The 12,163-nt window shown below is 63.1% G+C and carries 12 protein-coding genes; 3 read left to right on the forward strand and 9 right to left on the reverse strand.

The features are described from left to right. Position 1: 1 nt before the first annotated feature. From argC to NX05_RS11300, 8 genes are all read right to left on the reverse strand, one after another. The gene (argC, locus tag NX05_RS11265) at positions 2-952 is read right to left on the reverse strand and encodes an N-acetyl-gamma-glutamyl-phosphate reductase (protein ID WP_039434707.1); all 951 of its coding nucleotides are present in this window, start codon (positions 950-952) and stop codon (positions 2-4) included. Beyond that, a complete protein-coding gene (locus tag NX05_RS11270) occupies positions 949-1,560 on the reverse strand; it encodes a GNAT family N-acetyltransferase (protein ID WP_039434705.1) in 612 nt (203 codons plus the stop codon). Before NX05_RS11270 ends, argC begins: the two co-directional genes overlap by 4 nt. A 5-nt stretch (positions 1,561-1,565) precedes the next feature. Then, entirely contained in the window at positions 1,566-2,909 is a 1,344-nt protein-coding gene (locus NX05_RS11275; protein WP_039434702.1) for an acetylglutamate kinase, read from the reverse strand. A 39-nt stretch (positions 2,910-2,948) separates the two neighbouring features. After that, a complete protein-coding gene (locus tag NX05_RS11280; RefSeq protein ID WP_039434700.1) occupies positions 2,949-4,049 on the reverse strand; it encodes an acetylornithine deacetylase in 1,101 nt (366 codons plus the stop codon). Next, positions 4,046-4,507 carry a GNAT family N-acetyltransferase gene (locus NX05_RS11285; protein WP_039434697.1) on the reverse strand — a complete coding sequence of 154 codons (462 nt, stop codon included), beginning with the start codon at positions 4,505-4,507 and terminating at the stop codon, positions 4,046-4,048. The genes NX05_RS11280 and NX05_RS11285 overlap by 4 nt, the downstream gene beginning before the upstream one ends. Positions 4,508-4,756: 249 nt before the next feature. Then, positions 4,757-5,995: an argininosuccinate synthase gene (locus NX05_RS11290; protein ID WP_172645727.1), complete on the reverse strand. Its 1,239-nt coding sequence runs from the start codon at positions 5,993-5,995 to the stop codon at positions 4,757-4,759. 50 nt (positions 5,996-6,045) lie between these two features. Then, complete coding sequence (locus NX05_RS11295; protein ID WP_039434694.1) at positions 6,046-7,077, reverse strand: N-acetylornithine carbamoyltransferase; 1,032 nt, start codon at positions 7,075-7,077, stop codon at positions 6,046-6,048. Positions 7,078-7,389: 312 nt separating this feature from the next. Beyond that, complete coding sequence (locus NX05_RS11300; RefSeq protein ID WP_017118657.1) at positions 7,390-7,884, reverse strand: hypothetical protein; 495 nt, start codon at positions 7,882-7,884, stop codon at positions 7,390-7,392. Between the two features lie 175 nt (positions 7,885-8,059). Here NX05_RS11300 and cysS point away from each other — a divergent pair, with 175 nt between their 5' ends. From cysS to NX05_RS11315, 3 genes are all read left to right on the forward strand, one after another. Further along, positions 8,060-9,484: a cysteine--tRNA ligase gene (gene cysS, locus NX05_RS11305; RefSeq protein WP_039434691.1), complete on the forward strand. Its 1,425-nt coding sequence runs from the start codon at positions 8,060-8,062 to the stop codon at positions 9,482-9,484. Between the two features lie 213 nt (positions 9,485-9,697). Next, positions 9,698-10,135, forward strand: coding sequence for a SufE family protein (locus NX05_RS11310; protein WP_010382278.1), 438 nt, complete (start codon positions 9,698-9,700; stop codon positions 10,133-10,135). Next, positions 10,132-11,382, forward strand: a complete 1,251-nt coding sequence (locus NX05_RS11315; RefSeq protein ID WP_039434687.1) for an MFS transporter — start codon at positions 10,132-10,134, stop codon at positions 11,380-11,382. Before NX05_RS11310 ends, NX05_RS11315 begins: the two co-directional genes overlap by 4 nt. Before the next feature lie 337 nt (positions 11,383-11,719). Here the strand turns inward: NX05_RS11315 and dksA are convergent, their stop codons facing one another. Beyond that, complete coding sequence (gene dksA / locus NX05_RS25355; protein WP_223293187.1) at positions 11,720-12,082, reverse strand: RNA polymerase-binding protein DksA; 363 nt, start codon at positions 12,080-12,082, stop codon at positions 11,720-11,722. Positions 12,083-12,163: the final 81 nt, after the last annotated feature.

A 12,163-nucleotide genomic window follows, 5' to 3' on the forward strand; every position in this document is an offset into this window, starting at 1 on the left:
ATCAACCAATCGCAGTCAATTCGCCCCAGCCCAACGCCATGTTGAGGTTCTGCATTGCCTGCGTCGCCGCGCCCTTGAGCAAGTTATCCAGCGTTGCCACCACCACCACGCGCTTGTTGCCGGGCGCCAGCGTCACCCCGCCGATCTGCACGCCGTGCTTGCCGGCAATGCGGCTCACCCAAGGCGCTTCGTCGACGATCTCGATCAACGGCTCGTCGGCATACCGCTGCGCATAGCGCACCTGGATCTGCTCACGCGTCAGCGGCTGCTGTAACCACATGTTGACAGTCATGGTGATGCCGCGGAAATGCGGCGCCACATGCGGCATGAACTCCACCGGCACGCCCAGCTGCGCAGATACCTCGCGCTCGTGCATGTGGTTGGTCAGCGCATACGGCATCACGTTATCGGCAAGCAGCTCGGGGTTGTTCTTGTCCGAGGGGGAGGTGCCCGCGCCCGAATACCCAGACACTCCGAAGCACTGCGGGGGGCCAGCCAACTGGTCGAGCAAGGGCGCGATGGTCAGCTGCATGGCAGTGGCATAGCACCCCGGGTTGCTGATGCGCTTTTGCCCGGCGTAGTTACCACGCGTCAGCTCCGGCAGGCCGTAATACCAGGCCGGATCGAAGCGATAATCCGCGGAAAGGTCGATCAGCAGTGTCTGCGGCTTTGCAGCGTCGATCGCCGCCACGAACGGTTCTGCCTTGCCATTCGGCAGCGCCAGGATCACCACGTCGGCAGCCTTGGCGGCGACTGCGTCGGCATCCAGGCTTTCATAGCGCAACTCGTCCCGGTAGGCATCGTTATGCTCGGCCACGCGCTGCCCGGCCAGCTCGCGCGAGGACACGAAGCTCAATTGCAGCTGCGGGTGCGCCGCCACCAGTTTGATCAATTCCGAGCCGGTATGCCCGCGGGCGCCGACAATGCCGATGGTCTTTGGTTGAACAGTCATGCGTTTGCTTCCAGACGGAACTGCAAGTGCCGCTTCACATCGGCCCATTCCGTATCGATGATGGAGAACACCACGGTATCGCGTGGCGTACCGTCGGCGTGGCGGGTGTGGTTGCGCAGCACGCCGTCCTGTTTTGCGCCCAGCCGCGCGATCGCCGCGCGCGAGGTGTGGTTGAACCAGCTGGTCTCGAACACCACGCTCAGGCAGCCCAGCGTTTCGAAGGCGTGCTGCAGCAGCATCAGCTTGGCTTCGGTATTGACGCCGCTGCGCTGCGCACGCGGTGCGTACCAGGTGTAGCCGATCGACAGCCGGGGCACCGCTGCATCCAGCGCGTAATAGCGCGTGCAACCGACGATGTCGCCGGCCGCATCGCGCACCACAAATGGCAACGCCGCACCATCGGCGCAAGCGGCCAAGGCTGTAGCAATGTAGGCGTCAACCTGCTCCGGTGCAGGCACGCTGGTGTACCACAGCCGCGACAGCGCGCCGTCGGCTACTGCCTCACGCAACCCATCGGCATGCGCCGCCTGCAACGGCTCCAGCGTCGCATGCTGTCCGCGCAGGCTGGGCTGTTCGCGCCAAAGGGGTGGCAAGCCGACGGCGGTCATCGCGCTCAGCCCAGCAAGGTCGGCTGACGCGTCGCGCAGTGTGCGACGCAATGCTGGATCTGCTCGAAATTTTCCAGCCCGTACCAGAACACCTTCCACTTCTCCTGCTTGATGCAACCGTCGGATTCGGCGTAATAGAAGATATTGACCTGATTGTTGTGACGCGAGCGCCAGAACAGTTGTGGGGTCTCTTCGCGCATCACATTCCACACCGCCCGGCCAAGACCTTCGCCCTGCGCATCGTCGAGCACGGCGAACTTGTCCAGATAGGTCAGCCTGCCCGCGCCAAACTCGCCTTCGTCGGTCAGGATCACTGCTGCGCGATAGTTTTCGCTGACATACGCGCGCAGCAGTTTGGTGTTGGCGAAATAATCCGGCACCAGCGTGCGGCCGAAGCTGGATTCGATCAGCGACTTCAGGCGAGGCAGATCCAGTTCGTCCCAGGAGGCCGCACGCAACACGCGCTCGCCACGCCGCACCAGCGTGCCCGAGCCCTTGTGGGTGAACAGTTCCTTGGCCAGATCCGCCGGGCGGGTGATCGATACTGACGATTCCAGCGGCAGACGGTCGAGCAAATCCTTGATCTGCTCGATCTTCACCCGCATGCCGCCGTTGATCCACGGCTGCTGCATCAGGTGATCGAATTCGGTGGACAGGTTGATCGAATCAATCAGCTTGCCATCGGCATCCAGCAGGCCGCCGGTGCCGGTGAGGAAAATGATCTTGTACGGCTGCAGCTCCTGCACCAGCTCGTTGGCAGCAAAATCCGCATTGACGTTGAGGATCTGCCCGCTGGGCGTTTCGCCCAGGCTGGTGATCACCGGGATGGAGCCTGCCTGCAGGCTGGCTTCGATCGGTGCCAGATTCACCGCCTTGACCTCACCAACCAGGCCGTAGGTGTCGCGATCCAGGTACTCGGCCTCGAACACGCCGCCGGTGATCGACGTCGCACGCGCGCCGTTTTGCTGCAGCGCTTCGACCAGCTTGAGATTGGAGGCTTGGAATACCTTGCGCACGATCGCTAATGCTTCCGGCGAGGTCACGCGCAGTCCGTTGACGGTGTGCTTTTCGATGCCGGCTGCCGACAGTTCTGCATCCAACTGCGGGCCGGCGCCATGCAGCACGATCGGGGTCAGGCCCACTTCCTGCAGGAACGACAGCGACGAGGTCAGCGCTTCCAGATCGTCGCGCAACACGGCGCCCCCCACTTTGACCACCGCAAAGCGCTTGGCATCCACCTGCGAAAAACGCTTGAGGTACTGGCTGATTTCCTTCGCGCTGGCCATGCTCGAAAGCAGGCGCACGATGGTTTGACGGGTCTGTTTGTGTGGCTGTGCTGGGAGGGACATTGCCGTGATCGAAAGAGGAAGAAAGGCGCCAGGGGCGGTTTAGTGGGAACCGTTGATGATGCGATGCACCGATTCGGCGTAACGCTGCAGTTGGTCCAACGTGACGAATTCGTCGGCGGTGTGCGCCTGGGCGATATTGCCCGGGCCATACACCAATGCGGTGTAGCCGCCGGCCGAAAACAGCGAGGCCTCGGTCCAGAAGTCCACCGCGTTGCCGATCGGCAGGTCCAGCGCATCGGCGACATCGCGTGCAGCCAGGCGACGCTCTTCTGCACGCGCGATATCACCCGACGGCAAGCTCGGCCCGCGAAAGGTTTCTTCGAAATGCGCTGACGCCGGATTGGCAAACCCGGCGAAGGTGGCCAGCAATCCATCCACGTCCATCGACGGCAGCGGACGAAACCCGAAACGCACCTCAGCCGCCGGCGCGATCATATTGGCCTTGATGCCGCCTTCGACGCGACCGATATTGAAGCGCAAGCCGGTCAAACCACCGAAGCGCGCATGCGCCAGCGATTGGACATGGTCCAGTGCCTTGCCACCCCAGCGCATTGCCTGATGCAAGGCACTTGCTGAGGGGTCCTGCTTGCCCGAGGCATGCCCGGCGCGCCCTGCAAACCGCATCAGTACCGAACTGATGCCGCGATGCGCCAGCACCGCTTCGCTCATGGTCGGCTCGGCGACCAATACAGCTTCGTAGGGCACACCGCGCGCCAAAAACGCCGCGATACAGCGCGGATCATTGGCTTCTTCGTCAGAAGAAAACAGAAACGCCGAGTCGCCATCGCCGGCGTTGGCCGCTGCCACCAGCGCCGCTACCGCACCCTTGATGTCGCAGACGCCCAGGCCGATCACACGGTCTTCGGTGCGTCGCATCACGTGCGGATTCGCACTCCAGTGCGGCGAATCCGGCACGGTGTCCAGATGCACATTGAATAGATACTTCGGCGTACCACGCACCGCGTACAAGCTCACCGCCCCGGCACCGTGATCGACCACCTCGACCTGGAATCCCGGCAGCTGCGAGCGCAGATAATCGAAAATGCCGCCTTCCGCGGCAATCGCACGCGGCGGATTACGGGTATCGAAGGACACCAGCGCCTGCAGGTGGTCGAGCGTGGAGGTGAGCAGGTCAGTCATGTGTGTGAGGCAGCCGTGGTGGTGGTGCGGTAGAGATCGGGATAGGCGATTTCCATCAATGCCTGCGGTCGCGCGGGCGTGGCAAAGCCGTGCGGTGCGTACAGCGCATGCGCATCGGAGGTGGCGAGCATGAAGCGGCGAAGGCCTTGCAGATGCGGATGGGCCATCACTGCCGCCACCAGTTGCTTGCCGTAGCCGCGCCCACGGTGTGCATCAAGCACGAACACATCGGCGAGATAACCGAAGGTGGCACCGTCGGTGATCACTCTGGCGAACGCCACCTGCCCTACGCCCTCGCAATAACCGCCGAAACACAAGGAGCCGGCAATCGCCCGCTGCACCGTGTCCAGCGGGATGCCCAGGCACCAATACGCCTGCTCGCTGAGGAAGCGATGGATCAACGGCAGATCGAGTTGCTGCTTGTCGGTACTGATGCGTAATGCGGGCATGGGTTCCATCGCGGTGGCCCTTGTCTCCCACCGGGAGAAGGTGCCCCAAAAGGGCGGATGAGGGGCGCATCACGAAACGTCGAGAAGCAACCCGGTCGAACGCGTCGCCACGCGCCCAGATGGAGAACGATGCAAGCAAATACTGCAGTAGTTCACCCTGACTGGCGCGTGGCGACGCGTTCGTCATGATCGATCCTGAAGGTTTCCTGCGGCACCCCAACCCCTCCCCCGAGGGGAGAGGAGCTTTGCCGTCAGACCTCAGCGATTCACCTGCGCATACAGCGTCGAGCTCATTCCGAACAACTTGATGAAGCCCTCGGCCTCTTCCACGCCCCAATCAGCCGACTGCGCGTAAGTTGCGCCCTTGGTGTTGAGCAGATGCGGCGAACGCACCGCCACCGCATCGACGCGGCCGCCGCGGGTTTCCAGCGTGACTTCGCCGTTGACCTTGGACTGCGAGGATTTCAAAAACGCCTCGATATCGGTCTTGAGTGGGTCGTGATAGAAGCCTTCGTACACCAGCTCCACCCACTTGCGCGCCACGTCCGGCTTGAAGCGGTTCTGCTGCTTGGTCAGCACCGCATCTTCCAGCGCACGGTGCGCGGTGAGCAGCGAAATCAGGCCCGGCGCTTCGAACACGATGCGCCCCTTCAAACCGATGACGGTGTCGCCGGTGTACACCCCGCGGCCCACGCCGTACTGCGCGAACAAGGTGTTGAGCTTGGCCAGGATCTTTGCGCCCGGCAACGGCTTGCTATCCAGTTCCACGGCTTCGCCTTCGACGAATTTCAGCGTCACCGTCAATGCTTCGGTCGGCCAGGCATTACGCGGCGCGCACCAGCCACGTGCACCCTCGCCCGGCGCTTCCCAACGATCGATTTCGCCGCCGGACATCGTCAGCCCCAGCAAATTCTCGTTGATGGTGTAGGCCTGCTGCTTGGCGCGCACGCCGAAGCCGCGCGCTTCCAGATACTTCTGTTCGTAGGCGCGGGTCTGGTTATGTTCTTTCTGGATCTCGCGGATCGGCGCAACGATCTGGTAATCGCCCAGCGCCTTCACTGCCAGGTCGAAACGCACCTGGTCGTTGCCCATGCCAGTGCAGCCGTGCGCAATGATGCGCGTGCCCAATTCTGCGGCGCGCTTGAGCGCGGCATCCACGATCAGATAACGGTCGGACACCAGCAGCGGATACTGGCCCTGATAGCCCTCGCCTGCCCACACGAACGGCTTGACGAAGCCTTCCCAGATCGCCGGGCCACCATCCACGGTGACGTGGCTGGCCGCACCGAGTTCGGCGGCACGCTTCTCGATGAACTCACGCTCTTCGGCATCCACGCCACCGGTGTCGGCGAACACGGTGTGCACCGCATAGCCGCGCTCCTGCAAATACGGAATGCAGAAGCTCGTGTCCAGGCCACCGGAGAATGCCAGGACGATGTCCTTGGTGCCGGGAGTCGTGATCGGGGATTCGGGAGTGGTGGAAGCAGCGCTCATCATTGTTCCTTAGTACGTAAATGTGGGGCCAAGGGTGTTGCTGTTGCGATTCTCTAATCCCGATTCCCGATTCCCCCTTGCGAAGCAAGCGCCGCCATGATGGCCTTCTGCACATGCAGGCGATTTTCGGCTTCATCGATGGCAATGCAGTTGGGCGAATCCATCACTGCGTCGGTGGCCTTGACGTTGCGACGCAGCGGCAGGCAATGCGAAAACACGCCGTTGTTGGTCAGCGCCATCTTGCGTTCGTCGACGATGAAATGCTGGTACTGGTCGCGGATCGGCTTTTCCGGTTCCCAGTTGCCGAAGAACGGCAACGCGCCCCAGCTCTTGGCATACACGACATCGGCGCCGGCGTAGGCGCTGTCGATATCGTGGCTCACCTGCAGCGAGCCGCCGCTTTCGGCCACGTTCTGCGCGGCCCAGTCCATGTAGCGCTGATCCAGGACGTAGTCCGGCGTCGGGCACAACAGGGTCACGTCCATGCCCATGCGGGTGGCGATCGTCAACGCGGAATTAGCGACCGCGGTGTTGAGCGGCTTGGGGTGATAGGTCCAGGTCAGCACATACTTCTTGCCGCGCAGATCTGGCGTACCGAAGTGTTCCTGCAGCGCCAGCACATGCGCCAACTCCTGGCACGGGTGGGTAATGGTTTCCATGTTGATCACCGGCACCGGCGAGTACTTGGCGAAGCTCTTGAGCACCTGGTCTTCGCGGTCCTTCGACCAGTCGACGAACTTCGGGAACGCGCGCACGCCGATCAGGTCGACATAGCGCCCCAGCACGCGCGCCACTTCGGCGATGTGCTCTTCGGTGTCGCCATCCATCACCGTGCCCAGATTGAATTCAATCGGCCACGCATCCTTGCCTGGTTGCAGTACCACCGCATGCCCACCCAACTGAAACGCGCCCAGCTCAAAACTGGTGCGGGTACGCATGGACGGATTGAAGAACACCAGCGCGATCGACTTGCCCTTCAGCTCGCTTCCCAGCTTGTTGCGTTTGAACAACGCGGCCTGGGTCAACAGCGCGTCCAGTTCGGCGCGGCTCCAGTCCTGGGTGTTCAAGAAGTGCTTCAGTGACATCGATCGATCCTTTGCTGCCTGCTACTGCTGCGTTGGTCCGCCAGAAGCGACGGGATGCGCGACATGCGCGTTTCTTGCGGTTGAAACTTTTGTGACGCCAAAACGAAAAAACCCAGCCTGTAGGCTGGGTCTTCAACGTCGGAACAGCAAAACGCTCCGGTTACCCAGCGAAAATGTGGGATTCCGGTCGGCGGGCACGCGAGGTCATACCGGAGGCCATCCGGGCGGCGCTGGTGTCGTGCTGAAAGGCGTTTGCTTGCATAGGGCGCGAATCCTCGCACGCATGCGGACACGGCGCAACCGCTAAGCGTCTCATCGCGGCGGCGCGACGATGGCGTCGGGAATGTATGGGGTGACCGAAACCCGGATGCGCAGCCGATTGCCCGGATCTTCCGGCAACCGCGAGCGGTACTTGGTGCCCTTGTAGACGTAGTCCACGTCGAAGGCGATCGGCCGGCGGAACTCGCGTGGTACTTCCACCACCTTGCAATTGCGCCGTGTGCTGGTTGGCGGGACCGCGGCGGGCGCGGCCGGTTCGGGCCGACGCGAGAACATTTCCTTGACCGAATCCACCATGCGGTTGATGCGGCCCTCGTCTTCGGCCGAAGCGGCGGCAGCCTGTGCGGCCTGCTCGGCTTCGCATTGTTCTTCGATTCGCGTGGCGCGCAGGGTCTGGTAGACCGGCTCGACGTTGAGCACCTGCGCGTAATCCAGTTTCACGTTCTCGATCAACACCATCCGGTTCTTGGGATCGGTTTCTGCCGCATGCGCCGGAATTACCTGCCAGGCAAACGTACACAGCAGCATCAAGAACGGAGAAGGTTGCATCAGTACCAGGGAGGCGCAGCCAGCAGTACGTAAGTGTATGGAGCTTGCGACAGCCTGGGCTGAACGCAGCCCATCCGGTCGCTATTGTCCGCTGGCGATTCGTCATCGCGCCGCAACCAGCTAGAATCGCGCGATTGCCCTTTTTCGGATGCCGATGAGCCTGCGCCTGTACAACACTCTGACGCGGCGGGTCGAACCGTTTGCGCCGCTCGATCCATCCAGCCCCACCCTGTATGTCTGCGGGCCTACCGTTTACAACTACGCACACATCGGGAATGCCCGTGGTCCGGTTGTGTTCGATGTGCTGAGCGCGCTGCTGCGTCGACGCTACGGCGCCTTGCGCTACGCGCGCAACATCACCGACGTGGACGACAAGATCAACGCCGCCGCGCAGGCGCAAAACGTGCCGATCTCGACGATCACCGACCGCTTCGCCGCCATCTATCGCCAGGACATGGCGGCGCTCGGTGTGGTGCCGCCGGATATCGAACCGGAAGCCACCGCGCATATCCCGCAGATCGTGGCGATGATCGAACAACTGATCGCCAACGGGCATGCCTACGCCGCGGAAGGCCACGTGCTGTTTTCGGTGTCCAGCTTCGAGGACTACGGCAAGCTCTCGCGGCGCGACCCGGACGAAATGCTGGCTGGCGCGCGCGTGGACGTGGCGCCGTACAAGCGTGATCCCGGCGATTTTGTGCTGTGGAAGCCCTCCAGCAACGACCTGCCCGGCTGGGAATCGCCCTGGGGCCGCGGCCGCCCGGGTTGGCATATCGAATGCTCGGCGATGGCTGCGGCGCATCTGGGCCCCACCATCGACATCCATGCCGGTGGCGTGGACCTGCAGTTTCCGCATCACGAAAACGAGATCGCGCAGAGTGAGTGCGCGCACGGCGGCGCCACTTTCGCGCGGTTTTGGCTGCACAACGGCATGCTCAATTTCAGCGGCGCGAAGATGAGCAAATCGCTGGGCAACATCGAAACCGTGCACGACCTGATCGCCAAGCATCCGCCTGAAGCGCTGCGCTATGCGCTGTTGAGCGCGCATTACCGCCAGCCGCTGGATTGGTCGGATGGTTTGATCGAGCAGGCCAAGAACACGCTGGACCGCTTGTATGGCACTTTGCGCGATCTGGCTGCGCTGGACGCCGATGGCGGCAGCGATGTCGGGAGCTCGAAGACGATTCCTGCCGAGGTGGAGGCCGCTCTGGATGACGACCTCAATACACCGCTGGCCTTGTCGGTTATCGCCAGCATCGCGGCGGAAGCACGCGCGTTGCGCAACGAGCTAGTTCATGGCGGCGAACCTTCGGGGCGCATGAACGAACTGCATGCGGTGCGCGCAAAGTTGCTGGGTGCCGGCATGGCATTGGGGTTGCTGCAACAGGACCCGGCGGCATGGTTCTCGCGCGGCACCGACGCTGGCGACGATGCACGCATCACCGCATTGGTGGAAGAACGCAACGCGGCGAAAAAAGCAAAGGATTTCGCTCGCGCTGACGCCATCCGCAAGCAACTTGCCGACCAAGGTATCGTGCTGGAAGACACGCCGCAGGGCGTGCGCTGGAAGCGTGCTTGACTCTTTTCCCTTCTCCCACCAGGAGAAGGTGCCCCGCAGGGGCGGATGAGGGTGCGGGCGAAGCCAAGTGCACTTGCCTGAGGTAAAAGCGAAGCTACCCGCATCGACTTTCACCGAAGCTGCGCCCGTACCCTCACCCCACCCCCTCCCGGAGGGCGAGGGGCTTGACCGAGATCGACCCTGGATTTTTCGCGAACTGATTCTGGATGTTAGATGACCACCTCCCCCTTCCCGCTCGAACCCACTGCCAGCGACGCGCAGGCCGCCATTGCCGAGGAATTTTCCTTCTTCGGAGACTGGTCCGAGCGCTACCAGTACCTGATCGATCTCGGCCGCAAGTTGCCCGCCTTCCCGGAACAGTGGAAGACCGAAGAACACCGCTTGCATGGCTGCCAGTCGATGGTCTGGATCGTGCCGGAAGGCAATGCCGAGCGGCTCGACTTCCATGCCGTCAGCGATTCGGCCATTGTCTCCGGCCTGATCTATCTCGCATTGCGCGTGTACTCCGGGCGTAGCGCGCAAGAGATCCTGGCGACCGAGCCGGACTACATTGCCGGGATCGGCCTGGCCAAGCATCTGTCGCCAACCCGCAGCAACGGCGTGGCCGCAATGCTTGCCTTCATTGGCGACACCGCGCGCGCGCAGCAGTGAGTACGCCCACACCCTCGCCCGCCGATTCGCTGCGCACGCTGTTTGCCCATCCAGGCTTCGGCCTGGTGCTGCTGTACCGCGTGGCGGCGATGCTGTCGTACCAGATCGTGGCGGTGACGGTTGGTTGGCATATCTACGAAATCACCGGCAATCCGCTCTCGCTCGGGCTGATCGGCCTGGCCGAAATCCTGCCGTTCTTCTGCATCGCCCCGTTTGCCGGCTACCTGGTCGATCACCTGCCGCGCCGCCGGCTAGGCATGGTCTCAGCGCTCGGACTGACCGCCACCGCGCTGCTGCTGTTGGCGCTCACGCAAAGCTGGCTGCCGGTGAAAGGGGTGTGGCCGATCTATGCCGCCATTTCGCTGACCGGCGCGGCGCGCTCGTTCCTGTCGCCGGTCTACAACGCCTTGTTTGCACGTGCGCTACCGCGCGAAGCGTTCGCGCGCGGCGCCAGCATCGGCAGCGTCACCTTCCAGGCCGGCATGGTGATCGGCCCGGCGCTGGGCGGCGTGCTAGTCGGCTGGGGCGGCAAGGGGCTGGCCTATGGTGTAGCCGCCGGCGTGGGGATGCTGGCGATCCTGGCACTGGCGCTGCTACGGGTCAGCGAGCCAGTCAGCGAGGGCCCGCGCGCGCCAATTTTCCGCAGCATTGCCGAAGGCGCGCAGTTCGTGCTGTCCAACCAGATCATGCTGGGTGCGATGGCGTTGGACATGTTTTCGGTGCTGCTCGGCGGCGCGGTGTCGATGCTGCCGGCCTTCATCCACGACATCCTGCACTACGGCCCGGAAGGCCTGGGCATCCTGCGCGGCGCGCCGGCGCTGGGCTCGATCGTGGTCGGCATCTGGCTGGCGCGGCATCCGCTGCAACGCAACACCGGGCGCGTGCTGCTGCTCTCGGTCGCTGGCTTCGGGCTATGCACCATCGCCTTCGGGCTGTCGCGCCATTTCTGGCTTTCGGCGGCGATCCTGCTGGTGTACGGCATGTGCGACGGCGTCTCGGTGGTGGTGCGCCAGACCATCCTGCAACTGGCGACACCCGATGCCATGCGTGGGCGCGTCTCTTCGATCAATGGCATCTTCATCGGCTCGTCCAACGAGCTGGGCGCGTTCTACGACGGCGTGATGGCGCGCCTGGTCGGCCTGGTGCCGGCCGTGGTGATCGGCGGCTGCGTTACTCTAGGCGTGGTGGCCACCACCGCCTGGAAGGCGCCGCGCCTGCGTAAGCTGGATCTGCGCGATCTGCAGTGAGCTGGGGGCGGCGTGAGTGTCTGTGCTAGTTAGATGCAGTGCAGTGGCAAGACCTCGTGCCGCCGGTAGCACGCTTAACTGCAGCAGCAAGCGCCGTCGCCACGATGTAACTGCGCGCGACGGCGCCTGCGCTTCAAACGGGATTACCGCAAAGGCAGCGGACATAAGCGCTTGGCAGGCGGCTTCTGCAAGCCGCCAACAGCGGCAGCATGCACCGCGGCTACTTTCGCGCGGTCGATAAAAGCGCGCTATCCCGCGACCGCATTGGCAGATGCATAGATCAGGCAAGCATAAAAAACCCCGCACATGGCGGGGTCTTTCAGTGAGCCAGGGACGATCAGTCGCCCTGCTGCTTCTGCAGATGCTCCCAGCGCTCCTGGGCGTCGATGGTGCGCTCGGCGGTCAGACGCGCTTCCAGGCGGTCCAGGCCGATTTCTTCGCCGGTGTCCACGCAGTAGCCGTAGTCACCGTCTTCCAGACGCTTGAGCGTGCTGTCGATCTTGGAAATCAGTTTGCGGGCGCGATCACGGGCACGCAATTCCAGCGAGTTTTCGGTCTCGCGGGTGGCGCGCTCGGCTTCGTCGCCGATGTCGCGGACTTCTTCGCGCAGGTTTTCGATGGTCTGCTTGGATTCCTCCACCATCTCGTTACGCCAGCTCTGCAGACGCTGACGGAAGTATTCCTGCTGCAGCTTGTTCATGTACTCCTCGTCCGCAGCAGGCTTGTAGCCCTGCGGCAGGATCGGGCGACCGGTTGCTTCGTCGGTCTTGTACTCGACCAC

Origin of the sequence: Xanthomonas vasicola, from assembly GCF_000772705.2 — a bacterium.
Taxonomy (GTDB): domain Bacteria; phylum Pseudomonadota; class Gammaproteobacteria; order Xanthomonadales; family Xanthomonadaceae; genus Xanthomonas; species Xanthomonas vasicola.

Excerpts from the sequence above, each read along its gene's own strand:
- argC (WP_039434707.1), bottom strand. The coding sequence starts at position 952 with ATGACTGTTCAACCAAAGACCATCGGCATTGTCGGCGCCCGCGGGCAT.
- NX05_RS11270 (WP_039434705.1), bottom strand. The coding sequence starts at position 1,560 with ATGACCGCCGTCGGCTTGCCACCCCTTTGGCGCGAACAGCCCAGCCTG.
- NX05_RS11275 (WP_039434702.1), bottom strand. The coding sequence starts at position 2,909 with ATGTCCCTCCCAGCACAGCCACACAAACAGACCCGTCAAACCATCGTG.
- NX05_RS11280 (WP_039434700.1), bottom strand. The coding sequence starts at position 4,049 with ATGACTGACCTGCTCACCTCCACGCTCGACCACCTGCAGGCGCTGGTG.
- NX05_RS11285 (WP_039434697.1), bottom strand. The coding sequence starts at position 4,507 with ATGGAACCCATGCCCGCATTACGCATCAGTACCGACAAGCAGCAACTC.
- NX05_RS11290 (WP_172645727.1), bottom strand. The coding sequence starts at position 5,995 with ATGATGAGCGCTGCTTCCACCACTCCCGAATCCCCGATCACGACTCCC.
- NX05_RS11295 (WP_039434694.1), bottom strand. The coding sequence starts at position 7,077 with ATGTCACTGAAGCACTTCTTGAACACCCAGGACTGGAGCCGCGCCGAA.
- NX05_RS11300 (WP_017118657.1), bottom strand. The coding sequence starts at position 7,884 with ATGCTGCTGTGTACGTTTGCCTGGCAGGTAATTCCGGCGCATGCGGCA.
- cysS (WP_039434691.1), top strand. The coding sequence starts at position 8,060 with ATGAGCCTGCGCCTGTACAACACTCTGACGCGGCGGGTCGAACCGTTT.
- NX05_RS11310 (WP_010382278.1), top strand. The coding sequence starts at position 9,698 with ATGACCACCTCCCCCTTCCCGCTCGAACCCACTGCCAGCGACGCGCAG.
- dksA (WP_223293187.1), bottom strand. The coding sequence starts at position 12,082 with ATGAACAAGCTGCAGCAGGAATACTTCCGTCAGCGTCTGCAGAGCTGG.